The following is a 15,594-nucleotide window of genomic DNA, read 5'->3' on the forward strand; positions in this document are numbered from 1 at the left end:
GACGGACCTCGTTCGAGCGGGTCGTGCCCGTGGGCGTGGGCGGTGACCTCGCAGCGGTGGTAACCGCTGCGAGGTCACCGCTGTCGGCCTGTTCCGGTCTCCGCCGTCAACCGGACGGAACGAGCGGCAGACTGTCGCTGTACCCGTTCACCGGCCGGTCGATCTCTGCGACCGTGAGGGCGTCCAGCTCGGCCGGGGCGGACATCGTGCCGAGCGTCCCGCCGGGGTGCCAGGTGCCGGTGACCGAGACCCAGGTGTCGGCGGGCAGGGCGGGTGCTCCGTGGACGCGGACCTTGACGGACTGCGCGTCCGCGGCGCAGCACGAGATGATGATCCGGGTGAGGTACCAGCCGTCACCCCCGCTGTCGAGTGTGACCAGGCCGCTCATCTCGACCGTCCGCCCCTTGATGGCCTGTGTGCGGTCCTGCTGTACCCGCCGGGTGAACTGCGTGAGGGTGATCGGCAGCGGCGACGTGGCGGGCAGTTCCTCGAAGCGCTGCTGCTCCGTCACGACCTTGGCGGAGTCGCGGGAGGCGGTGTACGAGCCGAGGGCTGGTGGGGCGTAGACGAGCATGCTCAGGGCGGGCAGGAACAGCAGCCACGCCACCCGGGGGACGCTGGAGTGGTCGTGGCCGTGGCCGTAGCCGTGGTCGTGGTCGTGGTCGTGTCGGTGCACGGCGTCGTCGGGCTCGTCGGCCCCGCCATCGTCATCGCCACCGTGGCCTGTGCGCTCGTGAGCCCCTTCATTCCCGTGTTCCGTCCGCTGCCTGCCGTACGACCAGACCTCCGCCGCCGCCAGTACCAGCAGCAGCACCCCGGAGGCGACCAGTAGCGGCTGCATGCCCGGCTTGACGTACCTCAGGCACAGGTCGGTGAACAGGGAGACGTGCAGCAGTCCGAAGCCGCTGAGCAGGAGCAGGACCACCTGTACCGGGCGATTCACAGCAGCACTCCTGCGATCAGGACGCTCGAGAGCACCGCCACGACGGTCGTGGCGGCGGAGAAGCGAACCGCGAACGGCCGGCCGAACGTGCCCGCCTGCAGGGCGATGAGTTTCAGGTCGACCATCGGACCGACCACCATGAAGGCCAGCCGCGCCATGGGCGAGAAGCCCGTGAGTGAGGCCGCCACGAAGGCGTCGGCCTCGGAGCACACCGCGAGGACGATGGCGAGACCCGCCAGGAAGAGTACGGACAGCCACGGCGAACCGGAGACCACGTCGAGGACCGAGCGGGGGACCGCCACGTTGAAGGTGGCCGCCGCCATCGCTCCGAGCACCAGGAAGCCCCCGGCGTGCAGGAAGTCGTGCTGGAAACCGAGCCGGAACTCGTTCCAGCGGCTGTGCCCCGTCTGATGGCCGGTGTACCGCGCGGCAGGACGCAGCCACTCCTCGCGGCCCAGCCACAGCCAGAGCCAGCCCATCACCGCGGCGGTGGCGAGCGAGGCGATGAGCCGGGCCAGGACCATGGCAGGGTTTCCGGGGAACGCGATGGCCGTGGCGGTCAGGACGACCGGGTTGATGGCGGGCGCGGACAGCAGGAACGCGAAGGCCGCGGCCGGGGTGACGCCCCGGCCGATCAGGCTGTTGGCGACCGGGACCGACGCACACTCGCAGCCGGGCAGTACCACCCCGGCCAGACCGGCGACGGGGACGGCGAGCGCCGGCCGCTTGGGCAGCATCCGGCTGAACACCCGTTCCGGCACGAAGGCATTGATTGCACCGGACAGCGCCGTGCCGAGCAGCAGGAACGGCAGGGCCTGCACCGTGACGGCAAGGCAGACGGTCCGCCACGCCTGCACCGCCGCCGCGTCCAGCCATCCGGAGCCGACCGAAATCACGACACCGCAGCAAGCCATCGCCATGCACCACGGGTACATCCACCCGGGGATCGAAACCCGGGGGGAGGAGTCACCGGATGGCGCGGGGGCCCTGCCGGTCGCCTCCGCTTCCCCGGAAAGCTCGGCCGTCTTGTACATGCCATCTCCGCGTGTCGGACGTTGGGGTCGAAAAATCTACCTCCCCGAATTCGCCGGATTATCGATAGAGATGATGATTCCCTCCAAGAATCGGCAAAACACCCCACCCCTCCAGTGGACGTCACAGCCGGTGTGACCTGCGAGAACCCGACCTGGCCCCCCATCAGAACGTGCGGCAAATGGATGTACGAATATCACTCCCACTGGGGACGATTCACGCATGGCGCCACATATCAGCAGAGCCGCGCAGGCGTAGCCGAGCGCGTCGAGGGTGATCGCGCCGGTGGCGCCGGTGGTCGCGATCAGCGCTCCGGCGACCGAGGGGCCCCGGTTTCCTCCCCCGCTCCCCCGCTTCCTCTCCCGCTTCCGCGGCAAGGACCGACCGAACCGACCGCAGCGTATGGGGGTCACTCGTTTGATACCCGCACATACGTTTCTTCCTGGACCGGACGAGTGGGTGGGCGCATCACCGCGGTGGAGCCGGGGAGCACAAGGGTGTCCCCAGCTCCGTTGCTCCAAGGAAGGCAGACATGAAGCCGATCCGCCCCGTTGCCCTGGCTGTCGTGGCCACCGCCGTGCTCCTCGTCACGGGTGTGACCACCTCGACGGCGGGGGCATCCAGCGACGACCCGCCGAAGCCCGCTCGGCCCGCCGCGCCCGGGGTCGCGGCGCCGCTGTCCCAGCACTTCCCGATTTCCGGCCCGACGGTGACGATCCCCGCGGGTGGCTTCGCCTTCGCCATGGCGAACTGCCCTTCCGGTTTGGTACCGACCGGTGGAGGCGGCCGGACCAGCAGCACGTCCACCTTCCTCACCGACTCGGCCCCGACCGCGACGGGTTGGGAAATCGGCGTGCGAAACACCTCCACGGGCGAGGCCTCGGCATACGCCTATGTCGTGTGCACCGCGCCCTGATGTCCTGGTTCGCAGGCGCGTGAGCAGGAGCGGCAGACGCGGTCGAGGATCCGGCCGACGGTCTTGGTCCCGCCGGGGGTGCCCCTGCCGGAGTGCAGCTCCAGGGTGGCGGTGGGGACCGGCCCCGTCATGATCATCAAACGGGCCGGCCCCATGCCGAGACGATCTCCGCAGATACGCTTCTCCGGGCAGTCGAGAGCGAGCACGACCGGGGGAAAACGTGAACCGACCATTGCTGTTCCTCGACGTGGACGGGCCGCTCAACCCTTATGCGGCCGAGCCGGAGAGATGCCCCGACGGCTACACCACGCTCAGAACGCCTCTGGACGGCGAGGCCCGTGAAGGGCACAGGAGCCGCCCGTCCCGGCGGCGCCGCCCCCCGCAGGTCTGGCTCAACCCCGAGCACGGCCGATTCCTGCTCCGGCTCGGTTTCGAGCTGTGCTGGGCCACCACGTGGATGGACGACGCCAACCGGTGGATCGCACCGGTACTCGGTCTTCCGGACCTCCCCTTCGTCGACTTCGGCGACGTCGTGCTGCAAGAACGCCCTGATGGAGTCCACTGGAAGACCGGTCCGCTGGTGGACTACGCCAACGGCCGCCCGTTCGCCTGGGTGGACGATGAACAGAGCGAGCTGGATCAGGCGTACGTGACCGCCCACCATCGCGGGTCCGGGCTCCTGCACCACGTCAACCCGCGGGTCGGCCTGCGTGAGGACGACTTCCACACGCTCGCCGGCTTCGCCCGGTCGCTGCACACTCCACGAGCCACCGGCTGAGCACGTCCTCGTCGACTCCTCAGGCGGCTGCGCCCCTAAGGGCTGTCCCGTAAGTGATCTTGCCGTGGGATGGTCTCGGCCGTGGCTGGTGTGATCACGGCATCTGAGCCATCGTGGATAGCCCCGTTCTTCGGACTGAGCCCGCGCGCCTTCGGCACGTTGATGAGGCAGCTGCGCCGCAAGGGCGGCGACGCGCCGGGCCGTGGCCGACCGCGGAAGCTGTCCCTGGAAGACCGGGTACTACTGGTGGCCGCTTACTGGCACACCAACTTGACTCTGCGCCACCTCGCGCCGCTCTTCGGAGTGTCGAAGTCCACCGCCGATCGCGTCACCGACCATCTCGCCCCCAGGCTCGCGCTCGCCCCGCGTAGGCGATTCGCCAAGGACGCGGTGCTGATCGTGGACGGGACACTGGTACCCACCCGCGACCACCAGGGAGCCGAGCAGTCGAAGAACTACCGCTACTCGACGAACCACCAGGTGGTCATCGACGCCGACACTCGCCTGGTTGTGGCGGTGGGCCGGCCCCCGCCCGGCAACCGCAACGACTGCAGGGCAGGGGAGGAATCCGGGGCCGAGGCCGCCGTCGGCCGGACAACCACGATCGCCGACGGCGGCTATCCTGGAGCCGGCCTCGTCATCCCGCACCGCCGACCCCGGGGCGGCGAACTGACTGACTGGCAGGCCGAACACAACCACGACCACAAACGGGTTCGCGCCCGCGTCGAGCACGCCTTCGCCCGGATGAAGACCTGGAAGATCCTGCGAGACTGCCGCCTGAGAGGCGATGGTGTGCGCCACGCGATGCACGGCATTGGCCGCCTACACAACCTCGCTCTCACGGGATGCCTCCCGCCGCATGCGGGACCTAGAAGGTCCCCGGGAGACGGCTCCCCCACCTCGCAGTCTCGGACGAGAATCAGGCGAGGCAGAACTCGTTGCCCTCGACGTCCTGCATCGTGATGCACGACTCGTTGACGCCATCAGCGCGCTGCGTCAGCACGTGTTTCGCACCGAGCGCCATCAGCCGTGCACATTCGGCCTCGAGTGTGGCCAGGCGCTCGTCACCCACGAGCCCGACGCCGGCCCGCACATCAAGATGCATCCGGTTCTTGACGACCTTCCCTTCGGGAACCCGCTGGAAGAGCAAGCGCGAGCCCACACCCGATGGATCAGTGCACGCGAAGTAGATCGCATCCTCGGGCGGCAGCGAGCGGTAGCACTCCTCCCACGTCGCAAAGCCCTCGGGGACCGCCGGCATGACGTACCCCAGCACCTCGCACCAGAAGGCGGCGAGGCGCACGGGCTCCGCGCAGTCGAAGGCCACTTGGAACTGCTTGATCGTTGACATTGGCGCACGATAACAGGGGACCTGCCCATCTCCCCAGGTCAGGAGGTCCGCACATTGTCGGGAGGAGGGGTGCTACCCGCTGTCGTGTCGTGCGGTCGCAGGGGTGAACCGAGGTCAGCGCCTCCCCAACGGGAACCCGGCCGGCCACCCCCGTGCTGTCGAAGAACAGTTACGGGACACCCCTTAGGCACCTTGGCGCCGGCCGGACAGGTCGTTAGCGGAGCGCTAGCAGATCGTTAGCGGCATTCGTGATCATGGGTCCGCTGCGATCTCCGGCCCATATCGGTGGCCATCGCGGTGGCGTGGTCGCGAGGAACCGTCGTACGGCATGCCCCACTGTGACTCCCTCGAATCCACGCCGTGGAATGCGACATTCAGAGAGAGAACGATGCGAGCAAGAATCGCCAAAACCGCGGTCGCCGCGCTGCTGGCCGCCGGTCCCGCGGCCGTGATCACCGCCGCCACCGCCACCGCCTCCGCCTCCGCCTCGGAGGACACCGGCACCACCATCTCGGCGGCGAGTGCTTCAGAACAGCAGGATGATGCTGCCTCCCCGGAGACCGAGCTGCCCCTCTCCCCTCTCGCTCCGCAGCCGGGCAAGACGACCCCAGCGCCGCCGAAGCCGCAGCCGGGCAAGACCACCACAGCACCCCCGAAGCCAAAGCCGGGCAAGACCACCGCAGCGCCGCCGAAGCCAAAGCCGGGGAAAACTACCGCAGCACCCCCCAAGCCGCAGCCAGGCAAAACCACCGCAGCACCGCCGAAGCCGCAGCCAGGCAAGACCACCGCAGCACCCCCCAAGCCCAAGCCCAAGCCGGGCAAGGGCTACGAGGGACCGGCGGACTTCTTCCACGGCAATGGTGTGGACGGGACGTGCGGCCAGCGCATCAACGACGGCGACTTCGTTGCCGCGCTCGACCCGACCATGTTCGGAATGGGAGACCCGGCCCCTCACTGCGGCAAGAAGGTCATCGTCACGTACGAGGGGAAGTCCATCGTCGCGACGGTCCTCGACGCCAGCCCGACCGCGCAGAGGCGTGGCCTGGACCTGACTCCCGCCGCGTTCACGGCACTCGCCCCCCTTGACCGGGGGACGATCAACGTCACCTGGAGATTCGCGGAGTAGCCGGCTCGCCCGCCACAAGGGTGTCGCAGCCGGTCACGACGCCGAGCAAAGCCGCTACCCCCACCCCCACTAAAGCCCCGCCGTTTCGCACACCTGTTCATATATGCTGCGAGCGCACCACCAAGGTCCTTTCTCTGTATGCGACTTACTCCTCAGGGGGGCTTCAGTGAAGCGCTTGATCGCACGCATGACGTGCACGCTGGGACTGCTGCTCGGCAGCCTGGCCGCGACGGCCGGCCCGGCCGGCGCGGCACCCGCCACCGACATGACCACCATCACGAACGTGGCCGGCGGATCGTGTCTGGAGATGCCCGGGTGGACCGGCACGCCGGGCGCCCAGGCCGCGGTGTGGGGCTGCAACGGCGGCGACAACCAGAACTGGGTCTTCAACAACGTGGGCGGTGGCTTCTTCCGGATCGTCAACCGCTCCTCCGGCCAGTGCCTGGAGCTGTCAGGGCTGCCGCCGACGACCTCCAACGGAACCGCGGTCACGCAGTGGCCGTGCAACAACGGCCGCAACCAGCTCTGGTGGTTCGACCACTGGCGCAACGTCAACGGCCAGGCCACGGCCGAGCTCAAGAGCGCCTATACGGGGTGCCTGGAGATCAACGGCTGGCAGGCGGGCACCTGGGGCACAGGAGCCCAGCTGTGGAGCTGCAACGGCGGCGACAACCAGCGCTGGGCCTTCGCGCGCGACTTCATCTACAACCACTGACGGGCCCGCCGGCCTGACCCGGTGGTGCTCCACCCGGTGGTTCTCCTGAGGTGCGGTTCTCGCCGAGGACCACCGGGCGGAGCTGCGTCCAGCCCTCGATCAGGCTGTCGCGGTCCGGCTCCTGATGGGCCGCCGGCTGCGGGGGTGGCTCGCCGGCCGGATCGTCGCCGTTCTCCCACCAGCGAATCCGACCACCCGAGAGGACCCACTACCCGATGTCCATATGGCCTTCGATCGTTGCCGTGCTCGGTACTCTCGCCGGCGCCCTGGCCGCCGGACTCCTCCAGCACCGTTCGGCACGCTCGGCACGCGCCGAGGAGCGCGCCGACAGCCACCGTCAGGACCGGCTCGGCGCCGTCACCGACTTCGCGGCCGCGCTGGACGCGCACCGCTCGGCCATGTTCCATCGGGAGCGTCTGGCCATGGCCGAGGCAGGTGCCGAGCACCAGTTGGAGGCCCAGACCAGGTCCCACGACACCCGGGCGGCGATCACCGCGCCCCACATCCGCCTCCAGGTCCTGTTCCCCGAACTGGCCGGCCCCGCGCAACAGGCCGCGGACGCCACCTACGCACTGCGCAAAGCCGCCGACCGGACCGAGCTGGACGCCCAGCGACATGCGGCCAAGGAAGCATCAGCCGCCTTCATCGCCGCAGCCGCCACGCTGCTGAGCCCCGGCAACCGCTGACCGAGGGCGATCACCACCTCCTGCCCGTCCTGTCGCGCCTGCCCCGTGCGCCCTGCGCCCCACAACTGCGCCGACGCACGGCGGAACCGGTACGGGGCGAGGTCTACGGCCCGTGGAGGATGCCGTCCGGCGAGCCGCCGAGCGGCACGGTCAACCGCGGCCGCCAGCCTTCCTCCGTCAGCGCCACCAGTTGGACCGCCGCCGCACGGGTGCGCAGGGGCAGCAGGCCGCCGACCGCAGCGCGCACCTGGCCGGCGGTCGTCGGGTCGTCCGCACCCATGGCGACCGTGACATGGGCGGCGGGCCGCGCCCCGAATCGGCCCCCGTACGGACGCAGCCCGGGCCACTGGGCATGGAACGCATCGACGACCGGTTGGAGTTCCGCAACGGTGACGGCGATGAAGCCGGACGCCGTCACGACCTCCTCCAAGAGCAGATCGGCTGCCGGAAACCCCGCCGCCAGGGAACGTACGCTCTTCTCGTCCCGACCCGTCAGCTCCGGTTCCGGCACGAACGGGTAGAGGAGCGAGACGTGCGCCGGCACCCCGGGCCGCACCAGCGCCGGGTCAATGCGCCACGCCGCATCGAGAAGCGGGGCGGCATCGGGCAGAACGATGACGACGGCAGTGGTCCCTGGCTCTGGCACACCGTCATCATCGCAGGTCAGGTGCGGTACCCGACACTGCCAGACAGAGTTCTCCGAGGCAACGGCGGTCACACCGGCTGGTTCAAGGCCGAACCGGACGCAGGTGCTGACCTTGACGGTGGGCTCTCGTAGGGGCTGACGTTGGTGATCGTCGCGGTGTGCCGACAGGACGAATCCCCGTCGTGGCGGAGCAGTGATGCGCGCAGGCTGCACAAGCTCCTGATCGGGTGTCGCTAGCCGGGCGACCGCGACGTGCACGCGGCCCTGCTCCGGGAGCTCGCCGAGGAGGCCCCCGGCCTGGAACCGACAGGGCTCACCCCCTACGCAGTGGAGGAGGCGACGAGCGTCGACGGCCTGGCCGTGCCCATCCAGGTCTACGCGGGCCAGTGAACCGGTGACCCGGACACGGTCGACCTCCGCGAAGGCCTCATGCTGAAGTGGTTCACCGTCGACGTGCTCGACCGGCTCCGCCTGAGCCCCGACCTCCGGGACCTGCTCCGCCGCCATGCGGCCGGGCACCCGGCCGCGGACGCAGCGGCGGACGCAGCCCTTCCGCTGCCGGGCGAGGGCCCTGCGGGGACCGAACTCCACATCGCCGGTGTCCAACTCCACCTCAAAAACGAGGAAGGCCGGATCCTCCTCGGCCTGCGCCACCCCGACTCCGCGTTCGCACCGAACACGTGGCACTTCGCCCCTGCCACCGGGGCACCGCCGCGGTCGAGGAGGGCCGGCCTACCGGTCGTGCCCTGATCGGCGCCCTCGCGGTCGTCGCCGACGGGGCAGGGCGGGTCCTGCCCGGCCGGTCCCACCCTTGGCATGTGGAAGCTGCCTGCTGGCAGAAGCACCGGGGTCCAGGCTCTCGCCTGCGCGGCGGTAAGGGAATTGTCCGAGGGGAGGGTGGCCGCGGGCTCCGGCTGCTGCTTCGGATCGCTGCGGCGGTACGCGGCCACGACCCTGTCGGGCTTTTGCCGCTTGGCCGCTCACGCGGAGAAGGACAGCGGCGTCACGCGGGTCGCGAAGGGCGGCGACGCGCCGACGCTCCTCGGTGACGCCTCCCTGGCCCACCTCGTCCACGTGCGGACCCGGACCCGGCACGGTGACGACCCGGCCGAACGGGAGTGGGAGTGGTTCGTTCACGCCTTCGCCGGCCAGGGGCCACAGCCGGCGGAGCAGTTGGTGGCACGGTCCGCGCGTGGGACCGCGACGTGCGCAGCGGCTCCGACCCCCGGACCTCACCGTCCACCCGGTCGGCACTCCCGATCGCCTGCTTGCCTCCGGGGGACGTGCTGGACAAGCCGTGCTCGCGCCCGGTGTTCCGGTGGCCGGGCCGTGACGCCCGCCTCCCGGCCCCCGTTGAACGGCACGAGGCTGTCGCCTCGATCGGGGAGGGCGCGTGATCGTCAGGCTCAACGGTTCCTTCGGCGGGGCAAGAGCACCCTGGCCGCCGAGTTGCGCCGCGCACCGGACGGCGCCGTGGTCGCTGACCCCGGGGCCATGGGCGACGTGCCGCGCCGCGCACCGGCCGACCGCGCCGGGCGTCCGCGGGACCATCACCAGAACCCGCCGGCCTGGCACGAGATGCCCGGTGCGTACCTCGTCGGCCTCGCCCGGCAGGCCCGCGAGCCTGTCAGCGTGCCCATGACGGTCCCGGGACGCAGTGACGCCGGCAAGCTCTTCACCCCGCGCCGCCGGTCCCCCACCGGCTTCCACAACCTCGTCCGGCGCCCGGCCCGGGGGTTCCTCCGGGCGCGCATCGCGGCCGGCCGGGAGTGCTCCCGGGAGCCCCGAGCGCAGCAGCGAAGCCGTACGAGGTCCACCGCCGCCGGCTGGATGCGCGCGGAGGGGCACGTGATCGACACCGGCGACCTCACCCCCGGACAGACCCTCCCGTACGCCCTCGCCCACCACCACGCCGACTGTCCGTCAGCCCTCCTGACCGAAAGCGATCCGCGATGACCCCCAGCACGACCGCCAGCCGGTTTCGGACGGGCACCCGCCCGAGCCCCATGGCCATGGAACAGACGGGCCGGTTCGAGGCGGCCTTCCGCTCCCACCATCCGGACATCGGCCTCGAGATCGTGAAGATCACCTCGCAGGGAGACCAGCACCGGGGGCCGCTGGCCGAGATCGGCGGGAAGGGCGCCTTCACCCGGCGCGCCGACGCGCACCTCCTCCACGGCCGCCTCGAAGCCACCATCGCCTGCGCCAAGGACGTCCCCGGCCCCCACGACCGGGCTCCCGGGATCACGGTCGGCGCCGTCCTGCCCCGCGAGGACGTCCGCGACGTCCTCGTCCTGCCCGCCGGGCACCCGCCCGCCACCCTGGACGAGCTGCCGCCCGGCACCCGGGTCGGCACCAGCGCACCCCGCCGCGCCGCCCTCCTCAAGGCCCTCCACCCGAAGTTGGTGCCGGTCCCGATCCGCGGAAATGCCGACACCAGGATGAACGCGCTCGACGCCGGGACCCTGGGCGCGGACGTGATGATCGCCGCCCTGGCCGGACTGCGCCGCCTCGACCTCGCCGACCGGGCCTCCCAGATCCTGGAGCCCACCTCCTGGCTGCCCGCCGCAGGCGCCGGGATCGTCGTCATCGAGCACCGCACCGACGACCACACCACCGGCGGGCTCCTCGCCCCGCTCACCCATGCCCCCACCCGCGTCCTCCTGGACGCCGAGCGCGCCACGCTCGCCGCTCTGCACGGCGGCTGCCTGACCGCCGCCTCCGTCCACGCCACCCTCGACGAAGCCGGAGACCTCACCGTGCACGCGGTCGTCCTCGACCCGACCGGCGGCGCCCCCCTGCGCTCGGTCGCGACCGGCCCCGCGGCCGACCCCGCCGGTGTCGGCCACCGCGCGGGGGAGCGGCTGCTGCGCGCCGGCGCCACCCACCTTCTGGGAGTACGCCCGTGAACAGCGCGTCAGCCGGGGCCGGGGCGTACGGCGGTACTCACTCCGCCGAGCGGACAGGGCGACCGGATACGCATGCGGCAGACACATGCCTCCGGCGCACGGTACCCACCGGGCAGGCAACCGGCCCGGAGGCCTGGGGTCCGCCAGTGACGCACCCTCGGCCGCCAACCCGGCCATCGGCGGCTGCGCCTTCTCTCCGTACCGAGGTCATCCCCGCGGGTGCGGGGAGCAGCGATATACCCGACGCCATCTCAAGAGCTTTGAGGGGTCATCCCCGCGGGTGCGGGGAGCAGTCGTCCTGGACCCGGATCCCGGCCCGGTACTCGGGGTCATCCCCGCGGGTGCGGGGAGCAGATACTTCGCGTTCGGCTCGAAAGCCGCGCTCAGGGGTCATCCCCGCGGGTGCGGGGAGCAGGAGCTGCGATTCCCGAACGGGTCGCTGCTCATGGGGTCATCCCCGCGGGTGCGGGGAGCAGACCTCCGTCGTCTGCTGGGAGAAGGCGGCATCCGGGGGTCATCCCCGCGGGTGCGGGGAGCAGTCTTCGCCGTCGCCGATCCCGCCGGCCGTGGCGGGGTCATCCCCGCGGGTGCGGGGAGCAGCTGCTCGTGCTCATCGTGCTTGAGGTCATCGCGGGGTCATCCCCGCGGGTGCGGGGAGCAGAACGAGGCCACCTTGTCCTGCGCGGCGGGGTCGGGGTCATCCCCGCGGGTGCGGGGAGCAGATCGGCAACCACCCCGCCGGCTACGGGGTGATGGGGTCATCCCCGCGGGTGCGGGGAGCAGGCGGGAACTGGACCGCCCGCCTGCTGGCCGCCGGGGTCATCCCCGCGGGTGCGGGGAGCAGGGGTCGGCGTTCGGCCTGGGCGGCGATGAGCTGGGGTCATCCCCGCGGGTGCGGGGAGCAGGCTTTCTGAGCTGGGACTTTACTCGGGGCTCGGGTTGTTTCTCAGCAGTTTCACCGAATCCGGCAATTCGCCCATATACAGCCCAAGAGGTAGGGCAGGAAGTCCCCACACGGGCGCGAAGCCGGCTTTGCCGCACGGTCTACGCCTCGTCCGCCCAGATCACCTTGCGGCCGTCGCTCTGGACGTGTGCGCTGACCGACATCTCGCGGTATCCCCAGGATTCCTCGTCGGGGGCAATCACCCATGCCTTCGCCTGGAACACCGTGGCCGCCAGCTTGGCCGTGCCGCACTCCCCCGGTGGGCTCACCAGCGACTCACCCGGTCCGATGGTGACTTCCAGCCCGGTTCCCCAGGGCCCCGGGCAGTCATGGGGCACGGCCGTCTGGACGTAGGCGAGTTTGGCTCTGACGGTGACGGGCCGCGGGCCGGTGTTGGTCAGGCGAAGGGCGAAGCCCAGCATGTCGTCGTCCGCTCGGGTGCAGGGTGTCCACGCGAGGCCGTTGAGGTAGCGGATGCGCCCGCACTTGTGGTTCCCGCCCAGCTCGGTCGAGCCCGTGGGGCCGGCCGGACCGGCCGTCGTAACCCCTATCGGCTTACCGGCCACGGTGTCGCGGGGCGACTCGGAGCCGGACGATGCCGACTGCCCGGACCCGGGCAGGTAGCGTCCGACGAGCACGGACACACAGATGATCGCCAGCACCCCGACGATCGCGAACGCCCGCCTCCCCTGCCGCCAGGAGCGGTGCGGCGGCGCGGGGCTCGCTGCGGCGTTGACGCCGCCGTGCTCCGTCGCAGGAGGGTCTGCCGCCGGGCCCTCCTTCGTCGCCCTGCTCTCGGCTTCGAGCCGCTCCAATCCGGACCACGCCTCCTCCCAGGCAGCCAGCAGCCGCTCCCGGCAAGGCCCGTCGAACTTCCGGTAGCTGACGAGTTGACCGAACACCTCCCGCGACGGCAGGTACTCACCGGCGAGGATCCGCTGCCACGTGCTCTTCGCGACGCCGGCCCTGCCGTACTGGGCCCTCAGCGCCGGTTCGAGTGTCCTGGCCTGGAGTTGCAGTTCGTCTCTGGCCTCCGCCAGCAAATGGAGCCACTCCAAGGCTTCGGGCGGAGGGGGTACCGGGAGGGACTGGTTCCTCGCGCGCCTGCTGCCGGTCATCGGCCTCCTCTCGGCCGTCGTCCCACCTGTCCCGGGAGCATCCACATAACTGCTGGTCAGATGCCTTGTGGGACAAGGGCCGACGGGTTGGGACATGTGGGACGGCGTCAGCCTATCGGCCGCCGCACCGGCAGTGACATCGTTTGGTCCGTCGGCGGTCGCCGGCACACCCCACCCTGCTGCCCGGGCTGCCCGCCATGCCCGCGCACGGCCCTGCCCTTGAGGAAGCGAGTCCCATGAAGCAGAACAAGCGTACGACCCGCGTGGTCCTGTCGGTGGCCCTCGCCGGCGTGATCGGACTGTCCGTCGCCGGCACCACGAACGCGAGCGCCGAGGACACGGTCAAGTCCGGGGACCGGCTCGCCGAGCACGGTCAACCGGTCGTCGTCGACGGCGCCTTCGGCCCCACCACGACCACCGCGGTCAAGGACTTCCAGGACGAGCACCGCCTGACGGCCGACGGAGCGGCCGGCCAGAAGACCCGGCAGGCCCTTAGCGCCGCCCCGTCCGCGCGTCCCGGCGGATCCCCCAGCCGCGAACTCACCCACTCCCAGGCCGTCGCCCGGCTGAAGGCGGCCGATATCCCCTTCAGCTCCTCCGGGCACTGCATCGACAAGTACAAGCGAGGGTGCACGAGCTTCCAGGGGGTGCGTGAAGGGACGCTCAACCTCGTCCTCGACCTCAAGCAGCGCAGCAGGTGCGACTTCGTCATCACCGGCGCGGCCGAGAAGTACCCGCACAGGACGTCGGGCCCGCGTACCCACGAGCACGGCTACAAGATCGACATCCGGCCGAACGCCTGCCTCAACAGCTTCATCCGGAACCACATGGCCCCCGGCAAGCCACGCGGCAAGAACAAGGATCCGCGGTGGACCGGCCGCAACGCCGAGTACGTCCTGGAGCTCCACGGCCGACGTGGTGAGCACTGGGACATCACCTACCTCGGCTGACTCCTGACCCGCGGCGCACGGTGCGCCGGGACGGCTATCGCAGCCTGTAGCACCCGGCGCACCGGCCCGACACGGCGGGCGGGCGGGACGACAGCACGTGAACCAGCGGCCGCGACGCGCCGGTCGGGCCCCGCTTCCGAGTCCTTGCCCGCCGCTCCGAGAACCGTCCTGTTCCGGGGAACGTTTTCACCGTCCGAACCGTCGGCGTTTGGCAGCCTTGCTCCAGCCTTGGGTGGGTGGTGGCATCGGTGTGGCTCGGTCGCCGGGGCGGTGGATCAGGGTGACGCCCTCCCGGTCGACCGGGTGCCACTTGTGGTCGTGGGTCTCGAACGCGAAGCCTTGTTCGTTGTCCGTGTTGTACGCGAGAAGAGCACGTCCGTTCCCGGCGTACTGCTTCACCTCCTCCCACAGCGCCGCCCTGATGCGCGCCGACGGTCCGCCGATGAAGACCCCCGGAGAGATTTCGAGGAGCCAGCGGGTCAGGAACCCCCTGAGGCCCGCCGGGCACTGGGTGAGGACGATGACCGTCACCAGGTCACCTCGTCGGAGTAATTCCGTCCGGCAGGCACCGTCACTTCCCGGTCCGACCGGAGCGTCACGACGTCCTCCGCTTCGGACGCCTCAGCTACCCGCCCTGCGGGCAGCAGCAGCATCTTGATGTCGTCCACGCACCGGTCGAGCAGGCGGGTCTTGTTGATCCGGTCCCTGAGTGCGCGGCGTGTGCGGGAACCGATGTCCTCCTCACCGTCGGCTGCCACGTCGAAGGCAACGGGAATGCCGATCTCCGTCTTGTACAGGTCGGCCACATCCAGCACGAACGACAGTTCATGTCCCGAGTGGACGAAGCCGAGGCCGGTGGCGCAGCCCAGTGCGGCCACGACCGCGTGGGCGACTCCGTACATGCACTGGGCTGCGGCCGTCACCGCCCGGTTGGGGGCGTCGCCGGCGTCGAAGTCGCCTGGCACGTAGTGCCGGCCGTGCCAGGGAACGCCGGTGCGCTCGGCCTGCCTGCGGTAGCAATCCCTGAGGCGACGGCCTTCGTGGCCGAGCAACTCCTGTCGGTTCATTCCCGAGGGGTCCTCGTCGGGGAACCTCAGTCGGTACATGGCGCGAGCGACCTCCAGCCGGGTGCGGCGGTTGGCCCAGCGGGTGGCCTGGGCTTCCACGAGGGCCGAGGAGCGGTTCAGCGCACGTCCGCCCGCGTAGTAGCGCACGCCCTGCTCGCCGACCCAGGCCACCGCCGCACCACTGTCGGCGAGGACACTCATGGCCTGGTGGGTGATGCGCGTGCCGGGACCCAGGAGCAGTGTGCCGATGGTGGCGGAGGGGATGTGGGTGGTGCCGTCGGCGTCCTCGGCCGTGATGGCGTTGGCGTCACGGTGGACGACGCACCGCTCCAGGTAGATGAAGGAGATGCGTTCGGCGACGCGTGTCAGGTCGCGCGGGGACGATGCCCGGCGTTGTGCCACCGTGGCCATCGT

Annotated in this window: 18 protein-coding genes, 1 pseudogene and 1 CRISPR repeat array; of the genes and pseudogenes, 11 read left to right on the forward strand and 8 right to left on the reverse strand. The window is 70.6% G+C overall.

Translation table 11 applies throughout. The annotated features are described in order from the left end of the window. Positions 1-106: 106 nt before the first annotated feature. Positions 107-943: a TIGR03943 family protein gene (locus tag ABZW32_RS09675; RefSeq protein ID WP_356213622.1), complete on the reverse strand. Its 837-nt coding sequence runs from the start codon at positions 941-943 to the stop codon at positions 107-109. Then, the gene (locus ABZW32_RS09680; protein WP_356213700.1) at positions 940-1,857 is read right to left on the reverse strand and encodes a permease; all 918 of its coding nucleotides are present in this window, start codon (positions 1,855-1,857) and stop codon (positions 940-942) included. The genes ABZW32_RS09675 and ABZW32_RS09680 overlap by 4 nt, the downstream gene beginning before the upstream one ends. A 650-nt stretch (positions 1,858-2,507) precedes the next feature. Between ABZW32_RS09680 and ABZW32_RS09685 the strand changes: the two genes are divergently transcribed. Beyond that, complete coding sequence (locus ABZW32_RS09685) at positions 2,508-2,891, forward strand: hypothetical protein (RefSeq protein WP_356213625.1); 384 nt, start codon at positions 2,508-2,510, stop codon at positions 2,889-2,891. On the opposite strand, the gene ABZW32_RS09690 is transcribed toward ABZW32_RS09685, so the two are convergent. Then, on the reverse strand, positions 2,867-3,046 hold the full coding sequence (locus ABZW32_RS09690; protein ID WP_356213628.1) for a hypothetical protein: 180 nt from the start codon (positions 3,044-3,046) through the stop codon (positions 2,867-2,869). The genes ABZW32_RS09685 and ABZW32_RS09690 overlap by 25 nt on opposite strands. A gap of 65 nt (positions 3,047-3,111) precedes the next feature. On the opposite strand from ABZW32_RS09690, the gene ABZW32_RS09695 reads away from it, so the two are divergent. Together ABZW32_RS09695 and ABZW32_RS09700 are read left to right on the forward strand one after the other, a co-directional pair. Then, a complete protein-coding gene (locus ABZW32_RS09695) occupies positions 3,112-3,669 on the forward strand; it encodes a hypothetical protein (protein WP_356213631.1) in 558 nt (185 codons plus the stop codon). Positions 3,670-3,750: 81 nt separating this feature from the next. Beyond that, a pseudogene (locus ABZW32_RS09700) lies at positions 3,751-4,515 on the forward strand (transposase); the annotation flags it as partial. 73 nt (positions 4,516-4,588) lie between these two features. On the opposite strand, the gene ABZW32_RS09705 reads toward ABZW32_RS09700, so the two are convergent. Continuing rightward, complete coding sequence (locus ABZW32_RS09705; protein ID WP_356213634.1) at positions 4,589-5,020, reverse strand: VOC family protein; 432 nt, start codon at positions 5,018-5,020, stop codon at positions 4,589-4,591. 388 nt (positions 5,021-5,408) lie between these two features. On the opposite strand from ABZW32_RS09705, the gene ABZW32_RS09710 reads away from it, so the two are divergent. From ABZW32_RS09710 to ABZW32_RS09720, 3 genes are all read left to right on the forward strand, one after another. Further along, the gene (locus ABZW32_RS09710; protein WP_356213637.1) at positions 5,409-6,146 is read left to right on the forward strand and encodes an RlpA-like double-psi beta-barrel domain-containing protein; all 738 of its coding nucleotides are present in this window, start codon (positions 5,409-5,411) and stop codon (positions 6,144-6,146) included. Between the two features lie 187 nt (positions 6,147-6,333). Then, on the forward strand, positions 6,334-6,861 hold the full coding sequence (locus ABZW32_RS09715) for an RICIN domain-containing protein (protein ID WP_356213640.1): 528 nt from the start codon (positions 6,334-6,336) through the stop codon (positions 6,859-6,861). Between the two features lie 242 nt (positions 6,862-7,103). Beyond that, on the forward strand, positions 7,104-7,547 hold the full coding sequence (locus tag ABZW32_RS09720) for a protein kilB (protein WP_356213643.1): 444 nt from the start codon (positions 7,104-7,106) through the stop codon (positions 7,545-7,547). 103 nt (positions 7,548-7,650) lie between these two features. On the opposite strand, the gene ABZW32_RS09725 is transcribed toward ABZW32_RS09720, so the two are convergent. Continuing rightward, positions 7,651-8,265, reverse strand: a complete 615-nt coding sequence (locus ABZW32_RS09725) for a 2'-5' RNA ligase family protein (RefSeq protein WP_356213646.1) — start codon at positions 8,263-8,265, stop codon at positions 7,651-7,653. Positions 8,266-8,445: 180 nt separating this feature from the next. On the opposite strand from ABZW32_RS09725, the gene ABZW32_RS09730 reads away from it, so the two are divergent. The 4 genes from ABZW32_RS09730 to hemC all read left to right on the forward strand — a co-directional run bounded on the left by ABZW32_RS09730 (position 8,446) and on the right by hemC (position 11,102). After that, entirely contained in the window at positions 8,446-8,583 is a 138-nt protein-coding gene (locus ABZW32_RS09730) for a hypothetical protein (protein ID WP_356213649.1), read from the forward strand. 39 nt (positions 8,584-8,622) lie between these two features. Beyond that, positions 8,623-8,943, forward strand: a complete 321-nt coding sequence (locus tag ABZW32_RS09735; RefSeq protein WP_356213651.1) for a hypothetical protein — start codon at positions 8,623-8,625, stop codon at positions 8,941-8,943. Positions 8,944-9,666: 723 nt separating this feature from the next. Continuing rightward, positions 9,667-10,149 carry an ATP/GTP-binding protein gene (locus ABZW32_RS09740; RefSeq protein WP_356213654.1) on the forward strand — a complete coding sequence of 161 codons (483 nt, stop codon included), beginning with the start codon at positions 9,667-9,669 and terminating at the stop codon, positions 10,147-10,149. Next, entirely contained in the window at positions 10,146-11,102 is a 957-nt protein-coding gene (gene hemC / locus ABZW32_RS09745) for a hydroxymethylbilane synthase (protein WP_356213656.1), read from the forward strand. The genes ABZW32_RS09740 and hemC overlap by 4 nt, the downstream gene beginning before the upstream one ends. A gap of 203 nt (positions 11,103-11,305) precedes the next feature. Continuing rightward, positions 11,306-12,007: a CRISPR direct-repeat array (repeat unit 29 nt; unit sequence GGGGTCATCCCCGCGGGTGCGGGGAGCAG). 139 nt (positions 12,008-12,146) lie between these two features. Here the strand turns inward: hemC and ABZW32_RS09750 are convergent. Beyond that, positions 12,147-13,163 carry a hypothetical protein gene (locus ABZW32_RS09750; protein WP_356213658.1) on the reverse strand — a complete coding sequence of 339 codons (1,017 nt, stop codon included), beginning with the start codon at positions 13,161-13,163 and terminating at the stop codon, positions 12,147-12,149. A gap of 236 nt (positions 13,164-13,399) precedes the next feature. Between ABZW32_RS09750 and ABZW32_RS09755 the strand changes: the two genes are divergently transcribed. Continuing rightward, positions 13,400-14,113, forward strand: coding sequence for a peptidoglycan-binding domain-containing protein (locus ABZW32_RS09755; protein ID WP_356213660.1), 714 nt, complete (start codon positions 13,400-13,402; stop codon positions 14,111-14,113). A gap of 186 nt (positions 14,114-14,299) precedes the next feature. Here the strand turns inward: ABZW32_RS09755 and cas2e are convergent, their stop codons facing one another. Together cas2e and cas1e are read right to left on the reverse strand one after the other, a co-directional pair. Next, complete coding sequence (cas2e, locus tag ABZW32_RS09760; protein WP_356213662.1) at positions 14,300-14,644, reverse strand: type I-E CRISPR-associated endoribonuclease Cas2e; 345 nt, start codon at positions 14,642-14,644, stop codon at positions 14,300-14,302. Then, positions 14,641-15,591: a type I-E CRISPR-associated endonuclease Cas1e gene (cas1e, locus tag ABZW32_RS09765; protein ID WP_356213664.1), complete on the reverse strand. Its 951-nt coding sequence runs from the start codon at positions 15,589-15,591 to the stop codon at positions 14,641-14,643. The genes cas2e and cas1e overlap by 4 nt, the downstream gene beginning before the upstream one ends. Positions 15,592-15,594: the final 3 nt, after the last annotated feature.

Source organism: Streptomyces sp. NPDC004667 (assembly GCF_040609475.1).
GTDB lineage: Bacteria > Actinomycetota > Actinomycetes > Streptomycetales > Streptomycetaceae > Streptomyces.

What these genes read in the sequence shown, in the direction of transcription:
- ABZW32_RS09680 (WP_356213700.1), bottom strand. Translation starts at nt 1,857, where the DNA reads ATGGCTTGCTGCGGTGTCGTGATTTCGGTCGGCTCCGGATGGCTGGAC.
- ABZW32_RS09685 (WP_356213625.1), top strand. Translation starts at nt 2,508, where the DNA reads ATGAAGCCGATCCGCCCCGTTGCCCTGGCTGTCGTGGCCACCGCCGTG.
- ABZW32_RS09690 (WP_356213628.1), bottom strand. Translation starts at nt 3,046, where the DNA reads ATGGGGCCGGCCCGTTTGATGATCATGACGGGGCCGGTCCCCACCGCC.
- ABZW32_RS09705 (WP_356213634.1), bottom strand. Translation starts at nt 5,020, where the DNA reads ATGTCAACGATCAAGCAGTTCCAAGTGGCCTTCGACTGCGCGGAGCCC.
- ABZW32_RS09710 (WP_356213637.1), top strand. Translation starts at nt 5,409, where the DNA reads ATGCGAGCAAGAATCGCCAAAACCGCGGTCGCCGCGCTGCTGGCCGCC.
- ABZW32_RS09715 (WP_356213640.1), top strand. Translation starts at nt 6,334, where the DNA reads ATGACGTGCACGCTGGGACTGCTGCTCGGCAGCCTGGCCGCGACGGCC.
- ABZW32_RS09735 (WP_356213651.1), top strand. Translation starts at nt 8,623, where the DNA reads ATGCTGAAGTGGTTCACCGTCGACGTGCTCGACCGGCTCCGCCTGAGC.
- hemC (WP_356213656.1), top strand. Translation starts at nt 10,146, where the DNA reads ATGACCCCCAGCACGACCGCCAGCCGGTTTCGGACGGGCACCCGCCCG.
- ABZW32_RS09750 (WP_356213658.1), bottom strand. Translation starts at nt 13,163, where the DNA reads ATGACCGGCAGCAGGCGCGCGAGGAACCAGTCCCTCCCGGTACCCCCT.
- ABZW32_RS09755 (WP_356213660.1), top strand. Translation starts at nt 13,400, where the DNA reads ATGAAGCAGAACAAGCGTACGACCCGCGTGGTCCTGTCGGTGGCCCTC.
- cas1e (WP_356213664.1), bottom strand. Translation starts at nt 15,591, where the DNA reads ATGGCCACGGTGGCACAACGCCGGGCATCGTCCCCGCGCGACCTGACA.